Source organism: Pseudomonas sp. MS646 (assembly GCF_036693845.1).
Taxonomy (GTDB): domain Bacteria; phylum Pseudomonadota; class Gammaproteobacteria; order Pseudomonadales; family Pseudomonadaceae; genus Aquipseudomonas; species Aquipseudomonas chlororaphis_E.
In genome coordinates, this window is record NZ_CP144763.1 from 3,748,509 (window position 1) to 3,770,593 (window position 22,085).

Annotated in this window: 18 protein-coding genes; 15 read left to right on the forward strand and 3 right to left on the reverse strand. The window is 61.1% G+C overall.

Translation table 11 applies throughout. The features are described 5' to 3' along the window. Positions 1–83 precede the first annotated feature (83 nt). The 7 genes from V3H56_RS16390 to V3H56_RS16420 all read left to right on the forward strand — a co-directional run bounded on the left by V3H56_RS16390 (position 84) and on the right by V3H56_RS16420 (position 10,563). Positions 84–1,271, forward strand: a complete 1,188-nt coding sequence (locus tag V3H56_RS16390) for an acyl-CoA dehydrogenase family protein (RefSeq protein WP_047738957.1) — start codon at positions 84–86, stop codon at positions 1,269–1,271. Continuing rightward, a complete protein-coding gene (locus tag V3H56_RS16395) occupies positions 1,268–2,227 on the forward strand; it encodes a D-isomer specific 2-hydroxyacid dehydrogenase family protein (protein WP_047738958.1) in 960 nt (319 codons plus the stop codon). The genes V3H56_RS16390 and V3H56_RS16395 overlap by 4 nt, the downstream gene beginning before the upstream one ends. 411 nt (positions 2,228–2,638) lie before the next feature. Beyond that, a complete protein-coding gene (locus V3H56_RS16400; RefSeq protein WP_042728423.1) occupies positions 2,639–4,771 on the forward strand; it encodes a TonB-dependent receptor in 2,133 nt (710 codons plus the stop codon). Positions 4,772–4,852: 81 nt separating this feature from the next. Further along, on the forward strand, positions 4,853–6,427 hold the full coding sequence (locus V3H56_RS16405; RefSeq protein WP_047738959.1) for an FAD-dependent oxidoreductase: 1,575 nt from the start codon (positions 4,853–4,855) through the stop codon (positions 6,425–6,427). 25 nt (positions 6,428–6,452) lie between these two features. Then, entirely contained in the window at positions 6,453–6,950 is a 498-nt protein-coding gene (locus tag V3H56_RS16410; protein WP_042728421.1) for a RidA family protein, read from the forward strand. A 35-nt stretch (positions 6,951–6,985) separates the two neighbouring features. After that, the gene (locus tag V3H56_RS16415) at positions 6,986–9,475 is read left to right on the forward strand and encodes a TonB-dependent receptor (RefSeq protein WP_047738960.1); all 2,490 of its coding nucleotides are present in this window, start codon (positions 6,986–6,988) and stop codon (positions 9,473–9,475) included. A gap of 110 nt (positions 9,476–9,585) precedes the next feature. Further along, complete coding sequence (locus V3H56_RS16420; protein WP_338473621.1) at positions 9,586–10,563, forward strand: aliphatic sulfonate ABC transporter substrate-binding protein; 978 nt, start codon at positions 9,586–9,588, stop codon at positions 10,561–10,563. 89 nt (positions 10,564–10,652) lie between these two features. Here the strand turns inward: V3H56_RS16420 and V3H56_RS16425 are convergent, their stop codons facing one another. Continuing rightward, complete coding sequence (locus V3H56_RS16425; RefSeq protein WP_123578889.1) at positions 10,653–11,333, reverse strand: TetR/AcrR family transcriptional regulator; 681 nt, start codon at positions 11,331–11,333, stop codon at positions 10,653–10,655. A 146-nt stretch (positions 11,334–11,479) separates the two neighbouring features. Between V3H56_RS16425 and V3H56_RS16430 the strand changes: the two genes are divergently transcribed. Then, complete coding sequence (locus V3H56_RS16430; protein ID WP_338473622.1) at positions 11,480–12,361, forward strand: 2,4-diacetylphloroglucinol hydrolase; 882 nt, start codon at positions 11,480–11,482, stop codon at positions 12,359–12,361. A 36-nt stretch (positions 12,362–12,397) separates the two neighbouring features. On the opposite strand, the gene V3H56_RS16435 is transcribed toward V3H56_RS16430, so the two are convergent. After that, entirely contained in the window at positions 12,398–13,006 is a 609-nt protein-coding gene (locus V3H56_RS16435) for a TetR/AcrR family transcriptional regulator (RefSeq protein WP_042728416.1), read from the reverse strand. 416 nt (positions 13,007–13,422) lie between these two features. Here V3H56_RS16435 and V3H56_RS16440 point away from each other — a divergent pair, with 416 nt between their 5' ends. From V3H56_RS16440 to V3H56_RS16465, 6 genes are all read left to right on the forward strand, one after another. Then, on the forward strand, positions 13,423–14,505 hold the full coding sequence (locus V3H56_RS16440) for a hydroxymethylglutaryl-CoA synthase (protein WP_338473623.1): 1,083 nt from the start codon (positions 13,423–13,425) through the stop codon (positions 14,503–14,505). Positions 14,506–14,535: 30 nt separating this feature from the next. After that, positions 14,536–15,732, forward strand: coding sequence for a thiolase family protein (locus tag V3H56_RS16445; RefSeq protein WP_338473624.1), 1,197 nt, complete (start codon positions 14,536–14,538; stop codon positions 15,730–15,732). 10 nt (positions 15,733–15,742) lie between these two features. Continuing rightward, positions 15,743–16,183, forward strand: a complete 441-nt coding sequence (locus tag V3H56_RS16450) for a zinc ribbon domain-containing protein (RefSeq protein WP_042728413.1) — start codon at positions 15,743–15,745, stop codon at positions 16,181–16,183. A gap of 158 nt (positions 16,184–16,341) precedes the next feature. Further along, a complete protein-coding gene (locus V3H56_RS16455) occupies positions 16,342–17,391 on the forward strand; it encodes a type III polyketide synthase (protein WP_338473625.1) in 1,050 nt (349 codons plus the stop codon). A gap of 127 nt (positions 17,392–17,518) precedes the next feature. Next, positions 17,519–18,793, forward strand: coding sequence for an MFS transporter (locus tag V3H56_RS16460; protein ID WP_042728411.1), 1,275 nt, complete (start codon positions 17,519–17,521; stop codon positions 18,791–18,793). After that, the gene (locus V3H56_RS16465) at positions 18,790–19,713 is read left to right on the forward strand and encodes a fumarylacetoacetate hydrolase (protein ID WP_212802711.1); all 924 of its coding nucleotides are present in this window, start codon (positions 18,790–18,792) and stop codon (positions 19,711–19,713) included. The genes V3H56_RS16460 and V3H56_RS16465 overlap by 4 nt, the downstream gene beginning before the upstream one ends. 67 nt (positions 19,714–19,780) lie before the next feature. On the opposite strand, the gene V3H56_RS16470 is transcribed toward V3H56_RS16465, so the two are convergent. After that, positions 19,781–20,221: a TspO/MBR family protein gene (locus V3H56_RS16470; RefSeq protein ID WP_047738968.1), complete on the reverse strand. Its 441-nt coding sequence runs from the start codon at positions 20,219–20,221 to the stop codon at positions 19,781–19,783. 267 nt (positions 20,222–20,488) lie between these two features. Between V3H56_RS16470 and V3H56_RS16475 the strand changes: the two genes are divergently transcribed. Further along, complete coding sequence (locus V3H56_RS16475; protein ID WP_338473626.1) at positions 20,489–22,021, forward strand: calcium-binding protein; 1,533 nt, start codon at positions 20,489–20,491, stop codon at positions 22,019–22,021. The last annotated feature ends 64 nt before the right edge of the window (positions 22,022–22,085 follow it).

The following is a 22,085-nucleotide window of genomic DNA, read 5'->3' on the forward strand; positions in this document are numbered from 1 at the left end:
TCGCACCGACCTGCTCAGGCGCGGCAGCGGGTCGCCAGAACCGGGCATCCAGCTTCCACCTTTTTCGATCGAGTGAACTGACCATGAGCCTTTCTTCCTTACGCCCACCCCAGTTGCAAGCAGTCGTGGCCGCCGACTTCGACGCCGTGCTCGAAAGCATCGGTGCACAATTGGCGGCCACGGCCCACCGCCTTGACGAGAGCGGTGCCTTCCCCTGGGACAATTTCAAGTTGCTGCACGAGCATGGCCTGCTGGCCCTGACGGTGCCCAAGGCGCTGGGCGGTAGCGGCGCGAGCCTGGTGCAGGCCCGCAAAGTCATCAGCGCGGTCGCCAAGGGCGAACCTTCCACGGCGTTGATCCTGGTGATGCAGTACCTGCAGCATTCGCGCCTGCAAGACAATCGAAGCTGGCCCGAGGCGTTGCGCCTGCGAGTGGCCCGCGACGCCGTGAACGACGGCGCGCTGATCAATGCCTTGCGGGTCGAACCCGACCTGGGTACGCCGGCCCGTGGCGGGCTGCCCGCGACGATCGCCCGGCGCACCTCCGAAGGTTGGCGGATCAGCGGGCGCAAGATCTACTCCACCGGCAGCCATGGTCTGACCTGGTTCAGCGTCTGGGCACGCAGCACCGATGAAGACCCGCTGGTGGGTGCCTGGCTGGTGCACAAGGACACGCCAGGGATCAGCATCATCGAGGATTGGGACCACCTGGGCATGCGCGCCACCTGCAGCCACGAAGTGCTGTTCGACGACGTCCTGGTGCCCCTGGATCACGCCGTCAGCGTCAGCCCCTGGAGCGCGCCACAGCCCGAACTCGACAGCGATGGTTTCCTGTGGATGTCGGTCTTGCTCTCGGCGGTTTACGACGGTGTCGCCCAAGCCGCGCGCGACTGGCTGGTGGGATGGCTGGAGCAACGCAAGCCGTCCAACCTCGGCGCCGCGCTGTCGACCCTGCCGCGCTTCCAGGAAACCGTCGGCCAGATCGACACCCTACTGTTCGCCAACCGCAGCCTGCTGGATGCCGCCGCCGAAGGACGCACGCCGGCCCAGCACGCCGCACAATTGAAATACCTGGTGACCAGCAACGCCATTGCCGCGGTCGAACTGGCCATCGAAGCGTCCGGCAACCCCGGTCTGTCGCGGCATAACCCGCTGCAACGGCACTACCGCGACGTGCTGTGCAGCCGCATCCACACCCCGCAAAACGATGCCGTGCTGCAAGGCGTCGGCAAAGCGGTGTTCGCCCAACGCCAGAAAAAGGACACCCCATGAGCCCGCTCGTGATCGCCAGCCAACTGGACACAGAGTTCAACGACGTGATCCGCCAGCGCCTCGCGCAGGCGCACCCCGGGGCCAGGGTCCTCGACGTACCGGCCGGCGTGCCCAGCGACCTTCCCGCCGACGTCGGGGTACTGCTGGCCCGCCCGATCAACGTGCGCGGCTATCAGGCACCGGACACACCACCACCGGGCTGGCCCTACGGCTTGAACTGGGTGCACGTGGTGTCCTCGGGCATCGACTTCTATCCCCAGTGGTTGTTCGACGGCCCGCCCGTGAGCACCTCCCGGGGCAGCGCCGCCGAGAACATCGCCGAATTTGCCCTGGCCGCGATCTTCGCCGCCGCCAAGCACTTGCCGGACATCTGGGTGCACGACTCGCACTGGAACTTCACCGCGCTGACACCGCTCAAGGGCAGCACCCTGGGGATTCTCGGCTTCGGTGCGATTGGCCGCAGCCTGGCGACCAAGGCCCGTGCGCTGGGCATCAACGTGCTGGCGCTGCGCCAGAGCACGGCACCGTTCGAAGTCAAGGGCGTCGAAGCCGCGGAAGGGATCCATGACTTGTTCGCCCGCGCCGATCACCTGGTACTGGCCGCGCCCCTGACCGACGCGACGCGGCATATCGTCAACCCCGCGGTGCTTGCCAGCGCCAAGCCGGGCCTGCACCTGATCAATGTCGCGCGTGGCGGCTTGCTAGACCACGCTGCCCTGCTTGAGGCCCTGGACAGCGGCGCCATCGGCCTGGCCTCGCTGGACGTCACCGAACCGGAACCCCTGCCGGACGGCCATCCTTTCTACACTCATCCACGGGTGCGACTGTCGCCGCACACTTCGGCGATTTCCAGCAACAGCCGCCACGAGATTGCCGACAGTTTCCTCGCCAACCTCGAACGCTTCCTGTCGGGGGCGACACTGCAGAACCTGGCGAACGTACAGCGCGGGTACTAGCTGCACCTTTCTCCGTCATCGCGGGCAAGCCATGCTCCCATAAGGGCCACATGACACATGTGGGAGCACGGCTGGCCCGCGATTGCGTTTCGAGGGAGCCATATAATCATCAGAATTACGCATTTAATTTATTAACTTAATGTCTATTTTTTATAATTAACTTATAACAAATCGGACTTTTACAGCGATCCATTATACAAATACTGTTACAACCATCACCGACCCCTGACCAGGTGGAGGCTCGCGGAACTGTACGTTTTTCCGGCCGACACCACCCCACGGTCAATGCCACACCCAACCTGAAATCGGCCAACGCTCTCCTCGCCCTGCCTCCCGGAGCCAGGCCCGTGGCGACGCTTTGCCCGGAATAAATGCCAACGCCCACGCTGCACCAGACACCAGGGGTCCACCATGCACGATACCTTCACCTCAAACCGCCTGACGCTGGCCGTTTCGCTGGCCTTGCTCGGGTTGTCGGCCCACGCCGAAGAAGACACCCGGGACGGTGCGCTGGCGGTGGTCACCGTCACCGCCGAACACCGCAGCGAGGATTTGCAGAAAGCGCCCCTGGCGATCTCCGCGTTCGACGAAGCCGCCCTTGAAGACAAGCAGATCAAGAGCATTCGCGATCTTTCCGGACAAGTACCGAACCTGACCCTCAGCCGCCAGTCGATCTCTTACAGCGCGCAGACCTATGGGATTCGTGGCATCGGCGAAACCGACCCGATACAGGAAGCGGCCGTGGCGGTCTACGCCGACGACCTGTACATCCCCAGGGCGATTTCCTCGATGCTCGACTTCAACGATGTCGAACGCGTCGAGGTCTTGCGCGGCCCGCAAGGCACGCTTTATGGACGCAACAGCAGTGCCGGGGCGATCCGCGTGATTACCCGCGATCCGTCCCAGGAAACCCGCGGTTTCTTCGAACTCGGCGCCGGCAACTACAACGCGCAGAACGGCCGCCTGCTGATCAGCGGCCCGCTGGTGGACAACGCCCTGTTCGGCAGCTTCTCGGCCATTCGCCTGACCCGCGACGGCACCGTTTCCAACCCCACCCGCGGCGAAGACGTGAACAACGTCGACATCCAGGCCTACCGAGGCAAGCTTCGCTTCAACCCCATCGATTCGCCGTGGGACGTGCAACTGACGCTGGCCGGTACGTTCGACCGCGGCGATACCACCAGCTACACCCCCTTCGACGCCGACGGCCGCTTCGACAAGTTCAAGAGCTACAGCGGCCTCAACCCGAAGAACCGCCTCGACCAGGGCAGTTCGGTATTGCGGGCGATCTACAGCATCAACGATCACTTGAATTTCAAGTCGGTCACCGCCTACTCCGCCTTCAACCAACCGGTGGACTATGACAACTCCGGCCAGGCGGCCCTGATCCAGCACAGCCTGATCACCTACAAACAGGACTACGCCACCCAGGAGTTCCAGCTCAACGGCGATTACGACGACTTCACCTTCAGCACGGGCCTGTACCTGTACCGGGAAAAATTCGACGCCGAGCGCGACAGCCTGACTTATTCCATCGCGCGTAACCGGGTGATCGGCCAGGGCCAATACAGCACCACCAACACCGAAAGTTATGCGCTGTATGGCCAGGGCAGCTACAAAATCACGCCGCAACTGTCTCTGATCGCCGGGCTGCGGTTCACCCGCGAACACAAGAACTTCGACTACACCAACTACGTCGTCACCCCGGACCGGCAGATCACCGGCACCAACTTCAGCGCCGACTCGAGTAAATCCTGGCAATCCACCAGCCCGAAACTCGGCTTCGAATACGCCTGGACACCCCATCTCAATCAGTACGCCTACGTCGCCAAAGGTTTCAAGGCCGGCGGCTACGACAACCGTGCGCCGACCCAGGCCGCCGCCGAACAGGCGTTCTCACCGGAAGACGTGACCACTTGGGAAACCGGCCTCAAGGGCGACTTCTTCGACCGGCGCCTGCGCGCCAACCTCGCGCTGTTCTACAACGACTACAAAGACCTGCAAACCAATGCCTACGACCCGGCTCTGGGCGTCAGCCTGCGGACCAACGTCGGTCAGGCCCACACCTACGGCGTCGAACTGGAAACCCTGAGCGCGCTGACGCCCGACCTGCAACTGACATTCAACCTCGGCTACCTGCAAAGCCAGTACGACGACTTCGAGAACGCCAGCGGCGCCGGGATCGATGCCAACGGCCAGCAGTTGGTGTACTCACCGCGCTGGAACACCAGCGTCGGCTTCAACTACACCATTCCCGCCGGCCTGCCCGGCACCTGGCTGGCCGGCACCGATGCCCAGTTCCAGACCAAGTCCTATGCCAACGCGCTGAACGACGACGTGCAGGAAATTCCCCAGCAGACCTTCTGGAATGCCAATACCCGCTACATCTCGGGCGACGGCCATTGGACCACCACGCTGTCGGTGAAAAACCTGCTCGACCGGGCCTACCCCCAAGCGGTCGGCTATGTGCCCGCAAGCGGCGCCCGGTACTACTCCATCAACGATCCGCGAACCCTCTTGCTGTCTGTGCGCTACGACCTCTGACCCCGATGCGAATCCCCCAGGCGTGGCCGCGAACAGCGACGACGCCCAACTCATCACGTCAACATTCCAAGGAGCGACATCATGGCTTTCACCCGCAGGCAAATGATTTCCCGCATTGCCGCCATCGGTGGCTATAGCGCCGCAGTTGGCGCCCTCGACGCACTGGGCCTTACACCTCAGGCCGTCGCGGCGGGCTTTGGCCCGTTGCAATTGGGCAGCAGCGGCAAAGGCAAGCAGGTAGTGGTGGTTGGCGCCGGCATCTCCGGCCTGGTCAGCGCCTATGAGTTGCGCAAGGCCGGCTTCGCCGTGACGATCCTCGAAGCCCGCGAGCGAGTGGGCGGACGCAACTGGACCCTGCGTCGCGGCAGTCGGGTCGAGTTCGACGACGGTATCAGCCAGACCGTGGACTTCGATGACGGGCAGTTCTTCAACGCAGGCCCGGCGCGCATCCCCAGCCATCACCAGACGATCCTCGGCTACTGCCGCGAACTGGGCGTGGAGTTGCAAGTGCTGGTCAACAGCAGCCGCAACGCACTGGCCTTGCCGGACGCCCGCCAGCCGGCCTTCCAGCTGCGCCAAGCCGTCAACGATACGCGGGGGCAACTGTCCGAGCTGTTGGCGCGCACCGTCAGTCGCAAGGCCCTGGACCAGGACCTGAGCACCGAAGACCGCCAGGCGCTGCTGAATTTTCTCAAGGTCTATGGCGACCTCAATGCCGATTTCAAATACACAGGATCGGTGCGCTCGGGCTACACCCGCATCCCCGGCGCCGGCGATCAAACCGGCGTCACCCGCACACCCCTCGCGTTGCAGACGCTGCTCAACCCCAAGCTCTGGGGCGCACTGGTGTTCGATGAGATTCCCGAATTTTCTTCCACCATGTTCCAACCGGTCGGTGGCATGGACCGGATTCCCCAGGCGTTCCATGAGCGACTCAAGGACGTGGTGCGTTTTCATGCCGAAGTCAGCGACATCCAGACGTCGGAGCAAGGCAGTCGCATCACCTACCGCGACCGGCAGACGGGCAAGTCCCACACCCTGAACGCCGACTACGCCATCGTCACCGTGCCCCTGCCGCTGCTGGCCAAGCTGCCGAGCAATTTCACCACGCCCTTCAAGCAAGCGATCCTCAGCGCGCAAAGCGACCAGGCGAACAAGGTCGCGTGGCAGTCGCCGCGCTTCTGGGAAACCGACTTCAACATCTTTGGCGGGCTGTCTTACCTGGATCATGAAGTCAAAGGCCTGTGGTACCCCAGCGATCGCCTGAACAGCGCCGAAGGCATCCTGGTGGCCGCCTACAACACCAGTGAAACGGCGCAGTCCTTCAGCAGCAAATCCCTCGCCGAGCAGTTCGCCTCCTCAAGGCAGGCCGTCGAACTGCTGCACCCCGGCCACAGCGCCAAGTTGCAAAAACCGGTCGCCATCAACTGGTCGAAGGTGCCCTTCAGCAAAGGCCCGTGGATCGTCAACGACGAAGTGGGCGAGCAGGCCTACCGGATCCTCAACGAACCCCAGGGCCGCACCTACCTGGCCAGCGATGCCCTCGCCCACGGCGGCGTCGGCATCTGGCAGAACACCGCCGCCGACTCGGCGCGCCGCATCGTGTCGCTGATCGGCCGCCACGCCGAGCGCCAGCAAGCCGGCCTAGCCGCCTGATGTTTTTTCGATAAAGGACCTTGCGATGAAAACCACCCCGTTACTTACAGGACTTCTCATGACCGCCACCGCCTTCGCCAGCCAGGCCGACGACATCAAGCGCATCGCCCTGCCCAACTCCAACTTCCCGATTTCCCTGGCGGTGTCGGTGCCGGCACAAACCGACCTGCTGTTTGTCAGCGGCCTGCTCGCCGACCTGCACGATCCGAGCGCGCCCAAGAATTCCTTCGCCGCCTATGGCGACACAGCGACCCAGACCACATCGATCCTCAACAAACTCAAGGGTGTGCTGCAAGCCCAAGGCCTGGACCTGGCGGACGTGGTGCAACTGCGGGTGTTCCTGGTGGGCGATCCGGCCAAGGGCGGCCAACTGGATTTCGCCGGATTGCAGCAAGGCTATACGCCGTTCTTCGGCAGCGCCGAACAACCGAACAAGCCGGCACGCACCGCCGTGCAAGTCGTCGCGCTGCCGTTGCCCGGCGGCCTGGTGGAAATCGAAGCCGTCGCCGCTCGCAAGAAGTGACACGGACCTCAGCCGACAATCAGGAGCCCACCCTCATGCCTAACCGCCAAAGACACCTCGCCGCGCCCGCTTATCGCCCGTTGCTGCTGCCGCTGTCATTTGCCTGTGGCCTTGCCTCTTTCAACCTTGAGGCCGCCGAAAGCGGCGCGTCCACTCTCGATACCGTGGTGGTCACCGGCAACAGGGGCACCGTCGAACGCACCGTGACCAGCAGCCCGACGCCCATCGATGTGGTGACCGGCGCGCAACTGCAAGCGGTGGGCAAGCCAAGCCTGCTGGAGGCGCTGAGCAAATTCATTCCCTCCTTCAACCTGCCCGACCGCGCCGGCTGGGATGCCAGCGGCGTGGTTCGCTCAGCCACCCTGCGCGGCCTGACGGCGTCCCACGTGCTGGTGCTGGTCAACGGCAAGCGCCGGCACACCAGCGCGACACTGAACATCAACGGTATCAACAGCGGTGCCGCGCCCAGCGACCTGGACCTGATCCCGGTGGCGTCCATCGACCATATCGAAGTGCTTCGCGACGGCGCGGCGGCGCAGTACGGCTCGGATGCCATTTCCGGGGTGATCAATATCATCCTCAAGCAGACCACCGGCGGCGGTTCCGACACCACTCTTGGCCAGGGCTACGACGGCAAGCGCGGGACCGCGCAGCAAGCGCTCAACTATGGATTCCAAGTGGGCGAAGCCGGCGTGCTCAACGTCTCATTCGACACACGCTACCAGGAGCGCGACAACAAGGCCGGCAGCAACGGCTACAGCAACCATTACTACCCGCAAGCCGACGGCTCGCCCGACCCACGCGAGGCCGGCGCAAGCCACCACACCTACAAGGGCTACGGATTGCCCCGCAGCCAACTGGCCGATGTCGGCTACAACCTCGACCTGCCGCTGAGCGACGACGTGACGCTTTACTCGTTCTCCACCCTGGCCACCCGGGAAAACAACGACGGGCAAAACTTTCGCCTGCCCAACGGGCGCAACACCATTACCACCGGGCCCAATGGCTACCCCGATGGCTACAGCCCTTATTGGCTGGTGAACGAAACCGACTTCCAGTCCGCGTTCGGTGCCAAGGGTGAAAGAGCCGCCGGCTGGGCATGGGACCTGAGCAGCACCTACGGACGCAACTACGCCAAGCAACGCACCTACAACAACCAGAACCCGTCGCTGGGGGAAAACACGCCGAACAAATTCACGTCGGGCATCTACATCGCCGACCAGTTGACCAGCAACCTGGACCTGAAGAACAGTTATGAAATCGGCCTGGCGAAACCGCTGGATGTCGCCTTCGGCTTCGAACACCGACGCGAAAGCTACGAGACACGCGCCGGCTCCGAAGCCTCCTACATCGACGGCGGCTACGTGTTCCCGGCCGGCCATCCACGCGCCGGGGAGCGGCCCGATCCGGGTGCCCAGGTCACCAACGGCATCACGCCCGAGGACGCGCAGAAAGTCAGCCGCAACAGCGTCGCCAGCTACATCGACCTGGGTTTTTATCCCACCGAACAGTGGTACGTGGGGCTTGCCGCACGCTACGAGCACTACAACGAAGGCATCGGCGCGACCCGCAGCGGCAAGCTGAGCACCCGCTACGAGTTCAACCCGGTGTTCTCGGTCCGCGGCACCATCAGTAACGGCTTTCGCGCCCCTTCGCTGGCCAACCAGATCTTCACCGCCCGCTCCACCGGCTTCGACACCATCAATGGCGTCTACCAGCCCTACAACTATGTGATCCTGCCTGTGGATTCGGCGGGTGCCCAGGCGCTGGGAGCCGAGGCGTTGAAACCCGAACGCTCGACCAATTTCAGCCTCGGTTTCGCCCTGACACCCAGCGAGGACCTGAGCCTGACGGTGGACGGCTACGTGATCAACCTGCGCGATCGCCTGGTCCTGAGCGAACGCTTCCAGGGCCCGGGAATCGCCGCCCTGCTCGACGGCATTGGCGTGCCGGCGACCGCGGGCGCGCAGTACTTCACCAACGGTGCCAACACCCGCACGTCCGGGGTCGATGTGGTCGGCAACTACCGACAGAACCTGGAGCGTTATGGCTCGGTGCGCTGGACCGCGGCGCTGAACTACAACCACACGAAGATCCTCAGCGTCGCCGAAACACCTTCGCAACTGACCGCCCTGGGCAGCAATTTCGAATTGATGGGGCGCCAGTCGCGGGCCCTCATCACCAAGACCTCCCCCAGCAGCAAGATGATTTTCTCCGCCGACTGGGCAATCAACGACTTCGATGTCAACTTGCGCCTGACCCGCTACGGCACGTACACCGAGGTCAACAGCTCAAGCGACCCGAGCCTGGACCGCCGCTATAGCGCCAAATGGATCACTGATCTGGACGTGGCTTATGCAATCAACAAGCAACTGACCGTCGCCCTCGGGGCACAGAACCTGTTCGACAAATACCCCGATCATATTGGCGTCAGTAACGCTTCGTTCGGCGACAACTGGGGCAGCTACTCCCCTTTCGGCTTCACCGGCGGCTATTACTACACCCGCCTCCAGTACGCTTTTTGAGGCCCGGCATCGCTGCTTAAGCTAATGCCCAAAAAGTATTTATAAATTAGTTTTTAGAACCATAGGATTCTCCAGCGCCTCTCCTTTTTTCCTTGAATATCGAGCACGCCATGTCAAAACCCCTCAGCAAATACGCCGTGATACGGCGCCGCACCTCCCTGGCCAGCCTGGTCGTTGCGCTGGCCGTGTCCACTCTCGCGCTACCGGCCCAGGCTCAGGAAACCCTGCGCATCGGCTACCAGAAATCGTCGACCCTGATCACGCTGCTGAAAACCCAGGACACGCTGGACAAAGCCCTCGCCGAAGCGAATATCGAAGTCAGCTGGCATGAGTTCCCCAGCGGCCTGCCCTTGTTGGAAGCGTTGAATGTCGGCAATGTCGACATCAGCGCTGACGTGGCCGATACCGTGCCTGTATTCGCCCAGGCGGCGCAGGCCAAGCTGACCTATTTTGCGCAGGAAGCCCCTTCGCCTTCGGCCCAGGCCATCGTTGTCGCCAAGGATTCGCCCTTGCAGCAACTGGCGGACCTGAAGGGCAAGAAAGTCGCCGTCACCAAGGCCGCTGGAGCCCACTACCTGTTGATCGCGGCTCTGGACAAGGCAGGCCTGAAATTCTCGGACATCCAACCGGCCTACCTGTCCCCCGCCGACGGTCGGGCAGCCTTCGAGAATCGAAAAGTCGATGCCTGGGTCACCTGGGAACCGTTCCTCAGTGGCGTGCAACGACAGTTGCCCACCCGAACCCTGACCGACGGCAGTGGGCTGGCCAGCTACAAGCGCTACTACCTGACCAGCACCCGCTATGCCCAGGCGCACCCGCAAGTGCTCAAGGTGGTCTACGGGCAATTGCAGGAGGCCGGCAACTGGATCAAGAATCACCCGCGCGACGCAGCGCAGGTCCTGAGCCCGTTGTGGGGCAATCTCGATGTGGAAACGGTCGAAGCGGCCAATGCTCATCGCAGCTATCAGGTTCAACCGGTGAAAGCCGACCAACTGGATGAGCAGCAGAAAATCGCCGATGCTTTTTTTGCCGCAGGGCTGTTGCCCCGATCGGTGGATGCTCGTGATGTGGGGATCTGGGCAGAGTAAGGCTGCGAGCCGATCCCGCATGCCGTAAACCGGTCCTGAAGTCGCGCCCTCAGGGCCTCATCGCCTTGAGGCGCAAGGTTATTTTCCCTTCATTCGTTCGGTGCCTCGTGTGCCGTGGCCGCCACGGCCTGAAGCCCCCCGAGCGCATAGCTCACCATGTGCTCGATCAGCCCCTGCGGCTCGATGCTCAACCCTTGCAGCACATGCCGGGTCAAGGGCTGGTGTGCAATCAGCAAGAACAGGCACGGCGCGAAGACGCTGATCGCGCTGCGCAGCGTGGTGGGATGATCGGCCGGCAGGTTCATGATTTGCCCCAGCAGGCTGCGCAGTATGTGCGCCTTGGGAAAGGACTGCTCCCTGAGGACCGCCTCGAACTCGGGGGAAGGCGAAAGCAGTTCGCGCGTCAGCACTTTCAAGGCCCAACCATCCGGATGATTGTGGATGCGCTCGACGAGCAGGGTGATGAGTGCGCGCAACTTGTCCTGTGGCGAACCCGGTTGCTCGCTGAGCGAAACCAGCGTTTGCATCTGCAGGAATCGAGCATGGGCTTCGAGCAATACGGCCCGGTACAAGCCTTCCTTGTTGACGAAGTGATAATTCACGGCCGCGCTGTTGGCCTGCGAATGCTCGCAAATCTGTTTACTGGTGGTGTTGGCCAGGCCCTGTTCGGCGAACAACTCGCCGGCTTTCTCCAGAATCTGCAGCCGCGTTGCCCGCCCGTCGAGTCGCGAAGCGCGGGCGACGGAAGGCTTGCCAGAAGCATTGTCCATGAGCTCATCTCTCGATAGTTCTAATTCAAATTTGACTTTTTATTTTGACGTACCTATTTTGGTCCTGTCACTGCCCCTTTACAACCCTGCGTGAAGGCCTGCCTGGATGTGCGCAGGCTTTCTCGCCTCATCAAGGAATCACCGTCATGGAAGCGCGCGTAATGACACCTTTCACCTACTTCTCATTGCCCATGCAGAAGCAGTTCCTGGTCAATCAGAAAGCCGTTCAGGGTAAGCCCTACGCCGACTTTTTCCGTTCGCAGATCAACGTACCGCTCAGTGCCGTCGAGAAAATCCAACAAGGCCCGATGCCTTTGTCCGACACGCTGACGCCCAGCATCGAAGACCTCAATCGCATGCTGGCGGCGGACTTTGTCAGCGAGGAGGCTGGATACGCCCTGTTGCCCGGCCCGATGGCCTACGTGCAAAGCCGCAAATTCTTCCCCGGTTGCACGGCGCAGATGCTCAAGTGGTGGTTCATGTGGCACCCGCTCGAAGCCGAGCGCTACACCTTGTGGTTTCCCTATGCGCATGTTGAAAATCCCTGCGTGCATCATGAGCGGCTGGTCGACGACAGCTTGAGCTTCGAAGACAGCCTGTATGGAAACACCTTCTGCGCCTGCGAATATGTCGGCGATCGCCTCATGCACCTGCATATTCATTTCAGAGATCCCTGTGAACTGGGTTTCTGCCCGGACATGTACCGTGAATCGAAAATCGATGGCAGCGTCAGCGCTCTGATGAGCCTGGCGGACCAGCCGCAAGTGCCTGTCTCGCTGATGGTCCACCTGTTCAAGGAATGCCCCGAAGGCCTGTACCTGACCAGCCGTTACTGGGTCGGCAGCCACCCAGCCATGCAACGTTTTCCAGGCGCCGAGCAGGCCGCGCAGTTGCTGGAAAAAAACGGCTTTGGCGAAGCTGAACTGGAAACGCTGGCTTATGAATTTGCTGTGCATGATTTGTGTGAGTTCAACCACCTGGCCAGCATCCTGCCAAGCCTTCATGCACAGTTCAGTGGCGCCGCGTAACCCACTTCCCTCCCTTGACCAGGCTTCGGCGGCGCCTTAAACCGCCGCCGAAGTGGTCCGCAACACACCGTTCATCAGTAAAGTCGTGAACTCGTTGATATCCCCCTCTACTTCCAACTGCTCAGTCAACAACCTGTACCAGCAGAACCCGAAGATCATGTCCAACAGCAACTCACGGGACGTGTCCTTGGGCAGCTCCCCTTGTTGAATGGCGTTTTCCACCAGCTTGCGAGGCAATTCCCTACGCCGCTCCATGAATTCATCTTTAAGTTTGGGCAGCGTCGTGGGGTCGAGCTGGGCTTCAGCGATGACACATCGAAAGGCTTCCCCGCAAATCGTTTCCCGCCAGACCTTCCAGAGATTGAGCAACAGAAAATTAAGGTTTTCCTTGAAGGAACCTTTATCCGGCTCCTTGCGAATCTGCTCGCTTTCGCTCTCGTAGACCTCGGCTATCAAGGCCGCCTTGTTGCCCCACCATCGATAGATTGTCGGCTTGCTCGCTCCGGCGCGCCGAGCCACAGCCTCGATGCTCAACCCTGAATAACCGCACTCCTTGAGGGTTTCTATGGCAGAGATGATGATCGCTTTGTGCGTGTGTGGGCTCCTCAATGAGCCAATGGAGCTCCGAGACGGTTTACGGGCCATAATTCAAAATCTCCAATATGGCGCTTGACAAAAGAAAAGCAGGGTATAGGATTCTCTCGAAAAGCAATGAAACGGATCGTTTCGTTTTGTATGATTATTTGATCTCGACTTCTGCTTAACCGCGCACCTCGGTAGCGGTATGCACCGCATTGTGGAAAGAAAAGGAGAGAATAGTCATAAATTTTTAATGCGACCTTAACGATACGGTACGTTTCGTATCATACATAATAAAAAGGAGATAATAAACCCATCGCTCATCAGTGGAACGCCAGTTTTTTCCACTGAAGCCCCCGGTTTACGGGCATAGGACTGCCAATGACACTTTGCGGGCACCATTAGATAGTTTCTAAATATTTCATGCATCCGTCACGGCCACGCCGCTGGCAGGTGGAGAAAGGAATCTGGAGGAAGTACACGTGAATAAAGTAGGAATTGTGAGCTATGGCGCAGGCATTCCGGTGTGCCGTCTCAAAGTGGAGGATGTGATCCACGTATGGAAGAACACTGACCTGAGCCTGGTCACGAACCAGCTCGGTGTCATTGAAAGAGCCGTCCTTCAACCCGACGAAGATGTCATCACCCTCGGCGTACTCGCCGCTCAACGCGCGCTGGACAAAGCGCCCCTCTCCCACCTGGATGCCCTTTACCTCGGCACATGCACCAACCCGTATGACTCCCGCGCATCCGCGTCGATCATCCTGGAAATGCTCGGCTGCGGCTACGACGCCTTCTGCGCAGACGTACAGTTCGCCGGCAAGTCGGGCACCAGTGCCCTTCAAATCGCCTACGCCCTGGTCGCTTCGGGCATGAGCGGCAACGCCTTGGCCATTGGCGCCGACACGATCAACCGCAACACCGCCCCCGGCGACCTGACGGAGTCTTATGCCGGAGCAGGAGCGGCCGCCTTGCTGCTGGGCACTGACAACGTGATCGCGCAATTCGACGCCAGTTTTTCCTGCGCGGCGGATGTCGCGGACAACATTCGTCCCCAGGGTGATCGCTACATCCGTTCCGGGATGGGATTGGGCTCCGACAAAAACAGCATCGGCCTGGAAGAGCAGACCCACCGCGCCGCATCGGGCCTGATGACCAAGATGAAGCTGCAGGCCGGCGATTTCGACTATGTCGTCTTCCAGCAGAACCTGGTGTCGACGCCCTTCTCCCTCGGCAAGGGCATGGGCTTCACGACAGCGCAGATCGAGCCGGGCATCTATGCCCAGAGTGTCGGCGATACCGGCGCGGCGAGCCCATTGCTGGGCCTGGTGAACATACTGGATCGAGCGCGACCCGGTGAGAAGATCCTCATGGTGTCCTACGGATTCGGCGCGGGCAGCGATGCGATTGCCTTGACGGTGACGCCTGCCATCGAAACCTACCAAAAGACCAACGTCCCGCTGCGCACGCTGCTGGAGGATAAGTATTACGTGGATTACGGGACATCGATCAAGTACGAGTTCAAGTACTTGCGACCTGACTATGCCCTGACTGCCTACCTCTGATTTCTATCTATCCAGCAAGGAGCACCTTCTATGTGCGCACGACGCGTTGCTATCGTTTCGGCTGCCTATACCCCCAAGCCTGGCAGCTCCCGAGTTCGTCAGACCTTTAAAGAGATGATCGTCGAGTCCGCCTACCAGGCACTCAACGCCATCAAGATGCATCCCCGCGAGCTTCAGGCGGTCGCCTATGGCTACCACGGTGAAGGCATTTCCGAGTACGGCGGCCTGGGCCCGACCATCTCCGACGCCCTGGGCATCAGCCCTTCCCCGACGTTCATGAGCACTGCCAACTGCACCAGCAGTTCGGTGTCCTTCCAGATGGCCCACCAGATGGTCGCCTCAGGTGAATACGACATCGTCCTGTGCGGCGGCTTTGAAAAAATGACCGATCACTTCAACTACGCCGAATACATCGGCTCCAGCACGGAGTGTGAGTACGATTACTTCCTGGGGATTTCACACACCGACGCCTTCGCCCTGGCGACGGCCGAATACTTTGAAAAATTCGGCTATGCGGGACGTGAAGCGGATGTCCTGGCCACGTTTGGTCGGCAGATGCGCATCTATGCCCACAACACCCCCACCGCGACCCGCTTTGGCGTGCCGATTCCGTCCCTGGAAACCCTCAAGAACAGCGAGGCCTGCGGCTCGATGCTGGCCTGGGGCGAAGCCAGTGGTTGCGCGATCCTGGTGGCCGAACACCTGGCGCATCACTACACGAGCCAACCGGTGTTCATCCGTGGCTGCGCCTACACCGGCGTGTCGCATTACTTCGGGACGCGTTATCACAACCCGACCCTGAAACACGCGGGCCTGCCGAAAGACGTGGGCATGGCGGTTTCCGCCAACTCCATTGCCTGTGCCGAAATCGCGTACAAAAAAGCCGGCATCACCGCCAAAGACATTGACGTGGCACAGGTCTACGACTTGCTGGGGGCGGGCCTGATCCAGATGGAATCGATGGGTGTCTGCGGCCCGGGCCAGGCCGGTGACTTTGTCTTGGAAGGCGGTATCGCCCTCGACGGGCAACTGCCGTTGAACACCGATGGCGGCAATATCGGGCGCGGTCACGCTTCCGGTTGCGACGGCATCCTGCACATTACCGAACTGTTCCGACAGCTTCGTGGCGAGTCCAACAACCAGGTCAAGAACGCGCGCATTGGCGTCTCGCAAAACCTGGGCGGTTACGCCGCGCATAACAGCGTCATTGTGCTTTCCAACGATTAAGGAGCCGACCATGTCCCTGTACCCAGAACAAATCCACCGCATGACCACCGCCAGCATGTTGCGCGAATGGCGCGAGCACGGCGGCAAGTACCGTCTCGAAGGCAGCCGTTGCCAGGATTGCGAGGAGATTTTCTTTCCTCGGCGTACCGTATGCGGCGCCTGCAACTCGATGAACGTGCAGCCGTACCGCTGCGCGCGCACCGGCACGATTCAGGTCAGTGCCCATGCTGAAAACCCCATCCTCGCCGCCATGGGCTATGGGGAAACCGTACCGCGCTTCATGGCGATGGTGCGCCTGGATGACGGCCTGGTGATTGCGTCGGAAATCGTCGACGTGGTCGACCCACGACAGGTTGTCAGCGGCGCGCCTGTCCGCATGGTAGTTCGTAAACATGTCCGAGAAAGTAACTTGGCTTGGCAATATGCCTATAAGTTCGTACTGGTGAAATAACAAGCGAGTTGTCCGCCCTATCCCGCGTTATTAATAACAACAGTCGATATTTCCGGCCTATCAGCCCGTTACTTTGATTCTGTTCTTCAGAGTCCTGCTTCGCCATTGCCTTAAACGTGTTACCTAACTCTTTATTGGCTTTAAGCCGAGGACTTGTCATGTCTACACTTTGCAAACCCAGCTTGCTGTTCCCGCCACACAAGATTACCCAGCAACAAATGATCGACCATCTGGAACACTTGCACGATGACCATCCTCGCATGGCCCTTGCAAAACGGATGATCCAGAACACCCAGGTCAATGAGCGCCACCTGGTGCTGCCGATCGATGAACTGGCGGTGCACACCGGCTTCACCCATCGCAGCATCGTTTACGAGCGCGAGGCCCGCCGCATGTCGTCCCTTGCGGCACGGGAGGCCATCGAGAATGCCGGGCTGACCACCGACGACATCCGGATGGTCGCCGTGACTTCGTGCACCGGCTTCATGATGCCCTCGCTGACCGCCCACCTGATCAATGACCTGGGGCTGCGAACGTCGACCGTACAACTGCCGATTGCCCAACTGGGCTGCGTGGCGGGCGCTGCGGCCATTAACCGGGCGAATGACTTCGCCAGCCTGTCGCCGGAAAACCATGTGCTCATCGTGTCCCTGGAGTTCTCGTCGTTGTGCTATCAACCCGACGACACCAAGTTGCACGCGTTCATATCCGCTGCGCTGTTTGGCGATGCCGTATCTGCCTGCGTGATGCGCGCCGACGATAAGGCGCCTGGATTCAAGATTGCCAAGACCGGCTCTTACTTCCTACCGAACAGCGAGCATTACATCAAATACGACGTCAAGGACAGTGGCTTCCACTTCACCCTGGACAAGGCCGTCATGAACTCCATCAAAGACGTGGCACCCATGATGGAAGAGTTGAACTACGAGACCTTCAATCAGCACTGCGCCCAGAATGATTTTTTCATCTTCCATACCGGCGGACGGAAAATCCTCGATGAACTGGTCCTGCAACTGGACCTTGAACCCGGCAGGGTCGCGCAGTCGCGCGACAGTTTGAGCGAAGCCGGGAACATCGCCAGCGTGGTGGTCTTCGACGTGCTCAAACGTCAGTTCGACAGCGGGCCTGATGCGGGTGCGACCGGCATGCTGGCCGCCTTCGGCCCCGGCTTCACGGCCGAAATGGCCGTGGGCAAGTGGGTCGCCTGACACACCGAAACCACTGCACAGGTACCCAGCCGGGGGCACACCTGCCCCCGGCTACAGGTATTTGGTCGCAAGCATCCACCTCGTTCAAGAGGGCTTCCAAAGGGCTAAGGATAGAAGGGGAAGGAACATGGAGAGGAAGTATCTGGCCGCCCGACCTTGGGGTGGCTATGAAAGGCGCATGGTCGTCCTTTTGTCATTGAGCTTCGGGCTGGTAGGGCTGGATCGGTTCATCATCATGCCGCTGTTCCCGGTGATCATGCGTGACCTGGCGCTGGACTATCAGGACTTGAGCCTGTTGTCGGCGATCCTGGCATTCGCATGGGGCGGCTCGGCCCTGTTCATGGGCGCGGCCATCCGGCTGTTGGGCACCAAGCAACTGCTGGTGCTGTCGATCACCTTGCTGTCGCTGTTGGCCGGGGCTTCAGCATTGATCACCAGCCTGGTCGGCCTGGTGCTGCTGCGTGCATTGATGGGCGTTTGTGAAGGGGCGTTCACGCCCGTGAGCATCATCGTCACCGATGAAGTGTCCCAGCCCTGCCGACGGGGACTCAACCTGGGAATCCAACAAGCCCTGTTTCCCATCATCGGCCTGTGCCTCGGGCCATTGCTGGCGGGTGTCCTGCTGGAATTTTTCGGATCGTGGCGCGCGGTGTTCGCCATCATCTCGCTGCCGGGGCTGCTCGTGGCCTGGTACCTGTACAGAAGCTATCAACCGGCCCAGGGGCCGCACACTCCCCCCATCGACCGCCCCACCCACAGCCAGTGGCGAACAGCCCTGGCCAGCGGCAACGTGCGGCTCAACATTGCGTTGATGCTCTGCATACTGACGTGCCAGTTCGTTCTGTGTGCCCTGCTCCCCAGCTACCTCACCGACATCTTGCACCTGAGCGATTTCTCCATGGCCATGATCATTTCCGCGATCGGCCTGGGTGGTTTTTTTGGCCAGTTGGTCATTCCCGGGCTGTCCGACCAACTGGGTCGCAAGCCCGTCGTTTCCGTCTGCTTCATGCTCAGTGCACTGCTGGTGGGCCTGCTCATCGTCAGCCCGCCCTTGCCGTGGCTGCTGTTCCTCCAGTTGTTCTTCCTGTCCTTCATCAACTTCAGCCTGATCTGCATCACCGTCGGGCCGCTGACCAGCGAATCGGTGCCAGCCAGCTTGCTGGCCACCGCGACGGGCCTGGTGGTGGGCTGCGGAGAGATTCTGGGCGGTGGCGTCGCGCCCGTGGTCGCCGGCTACATCGCGATGAACTGGGGACTGACCGCCATCCTGTTCCTGGCGCTGGCCGGCAGCCTGACGGGCGGGGTGCTGTCGTTGCGGCTCAAGGAAGCCAACCCTGCGTTCGCCGGACGCGACGACTTCAGCCCCCTACCCGCTCACTTGACCCTGGAGGATAAGTCATGACGCATTACGTGATGTTACTGGACGCTCCGGAGCCGCAACGCGGCCTTGGTGTGTTCGATTTCAAATCCGGGCAGAGCCTGGAAGTGCGCCCGTCGCAGGGCAACCTGTACGAAGCGCTGACCCACTGCGCCCAGGGAAACCTGGATTGGGAAACCTACCTCAAGGAGCAGCCTTCGACCCCCTACCCGCTCACGTCCGCCGCGGTGAAATACCGGCCACCGCTCATGCCCGATAACAACCTGGCGGTGCAGCTCAGCGAAGTCACCCTCTGCACCGCCAAGACAGAACAAGCCTGGTACTACAAAGGTAACGGACGCCTGCTCAGGACGGATGGCGATCCCCTGCAGGTGCCTTACCATGCCCAAAGCATCAGCAGCGAGCCGTGCATCGTTTGCCTCTACTGGGTCGACCACTTTGGCGCGCTGCGCTTCATGGGCTTCACCCTCGGCAACGACCTCCATGATCATGTGCTGCACGGCCGTGATGCGATTTCTTCGGCACAGGCCCGCCTGCGCACCTGCGCCGTGGCCCCGGCATTGATACTGGGAGAAATGCAGGCCGACCTGGCCATCAACGTACAGGTGGAGCGCGACGGCCAACCACTGGCAGCCAGTCACCATCGAATGAGCTTGCATGGCTGGCAGAGCCTGCGTCGATACTCGCAGGCGTTCCTGGAGAAGCATGAGCAGTTTCTCGAACCCGGCCTCGTCCACTACGTCTTCCACAGCTTGAGCCACCGCACCACCCAAGTGTCGCTTCAGCACGGTGACTGCCTGAGCATCGACTGCCCTGAGCTGGAATTGACCCTGCGCAATCAGATCGTCGAAGAAGAACTCGCGGCACTGTTTCCCTTGCCCGCGCGGCGCGCACCGCACAGCCCGTGCATCGACCTGCCCTTGTCGGCCCCCAGGAAGTCCTGAGGGTGCAAAGGGGCTGGTCGCGCGCGGGCCGAGCTGAAACCGTTAGGGCCATCCAGCCAATCCGGCCCTAACGGTTATTGCGCCAGATGGAAAAATTCAACGCGGCGGCCACGCACAACCAGGCCAGGTAAGGAAACAGGATCAACCCGGTGATCACGTCCAGGCGCAAGGTCAGGACCACCATGACGGCCACGACCAGCCAGAGCAGTGTGATGATCACCAGGCCGGCGAACATCTGGTGCGCACCAAAAAACACCGGCGTCCAAAGTGTGTTGAGCGCGATCTGCGCCGCCCACAATGCGATCACGGTCTGGCTCCCCGGGATCAGCGCCAAGCGATAACCCGCCCAGGCCAGCAACAGGTAGATCACGGTCCATGCCACTGGGAACAGCCAATTGGGTGGCGTGAAGCCAGGTTTCACGAGGGACGCGTACCAAGGGCCCGGCTTGAAAATGATCCCCGTGCTCGCGGCGGCGGCACAAGCCAATAGAAAGATGAAAAAAGTCATTGTCGATCCTTAGGGCAGGCCCACTGCCTGGGCGAACAGCCAGGGGGCGGCTTCAAGAGTGGGGTACGAAGGTGCATCGCACCCTTCCCAATAAATGACTCGATCATCGGCGCATAAATTCAATGAGGCGTCGCAATCCGGGCAGCGGCACGTCAACCGGCCTGCCGTTACCCGCAGCACTACTCGCGACCACCGGTCCAGAGCCCCTGGCACATCAGGAGGACTGGACTAGAGTCAACGCTTTGCGAAGTTCAAAGGACCGACAACATGACCACGACCTACAGTGCCCCCGGCCTCCTTGTCGTCGACATCGCCGGACGTACAGACAACGCCCAGGACGTCGTCATACAGCCCGACGGTTCAATCCTGATCGCCGGTTTCAGCGACTACGGCAACGCGCTGGATGACGGTAGGGACTTTTCGCTCACCCGCCTCAATCCCGACGGCAGCGTGGACACCGGCTACGGTCACGCCGGGCGACAGGTGATCCATAAACAGATCCCCTTCGAAAAAGACTACAACCTTCAAGTCCAGGCTGACGGCGCGGTGGTGACGACCCACGCAGGCCACGATGACACCGCCATCGTCCAGCGTTGGGGCCCCGACGGCAAAGCCGATGCAGCGTTCAACAGCAACGCCGAGGCCAGCCTGCCCAGCGGCTTCGGCACCAAGTCCATCGTGCAAGCCAATGCCGACGGCAGCGTCCTGGTCAGCGCGGTGCAAGGCAGTCTTTTGAACGTGGCACAGTTGAATGCCGATGGCACGCGGGACACATCGTTCGGCACAGACGGTCTCCTCACGCTGCAAGCGCCCGCACCGTTCATCTTTCTGGAGAGCATTTTCAAAATGGCGGATGGCAGCCTGCTGGTCCACGGCTCACCCGGCGTCCAGAACAGCGTGCTCAAGTACACGGCAGACGGGGAGCTGGACACCCAGTTTGGCGGTGACGGTAGCGTCCCGCTGCCCATCTTCACCACGTTGCGTGGCGACATGGTCGTGCAGGATGACGGCAAGCTATTGATTGCCGGCTCCACCACATACGAGGATTTTGCCGTACTGCGGCTCAACGCCGATGGCAGTCCCGACCTCAGTTTCGGCCAGCAAGGCCTGGTCAGTATCAATCTGCCCGGCGAAGCGGCCTATGGCAGTGAAATTGCCTTGCTCGACGACGGCAAGATTTTGCTCAGCGGGGATACCTACACCAATGGCGGCTCCGATTACGCGGCGGTCCGGCTGAACGCCGATGGCAGCCTGGACACAACCTTCGCCAGCCCGGATGGCAACGCGCGACTGGTGGGTTCCTCCAGCACCGATAAATTGCTGGGCGTCAATACGGACGAGATCCTGCGTGGACTGGCCGGAGACGACCTGCTGCAAGGCAATCTTGGTCGCGACCTGCTCTCCGGCGGCGCAGGCCACGATGTCTTTCGCTATGCCAGTGTGGCCGACAGCTTTCGCACCGCGGACAGCACCGGCAGTGATCGCCTGCTCGACTTCAACCCCAGCGAGGATCGCATCGACCTCAGCGCCCTGGGTTTCACCGGCATCGGCAACGGATACGCCGGCACGCTGGCGATCCAGAACAACGCCGACGACACCCGCACCTACCTGAAAAGCTTCGAGGCCAATGCCGATGGCCAGCGTTTCGAACTGGTGATCGATGGCAACGTCACCGCCCAACTCAACGAAAGCAACCTGCTGTTCAGTGCGGCGAACAACGCAGGCGGCTCTCTGCCTGAGCAGGTGGAACTGACGTTGATCGGCACAGCCGGACCGGACCTGCATACCGACGTGATCTGATCAGGTGACCCGTCAGCGCCTAAGGATGCTCTATCATGAGCTTGTGCTCATGACGAGCCTTTCT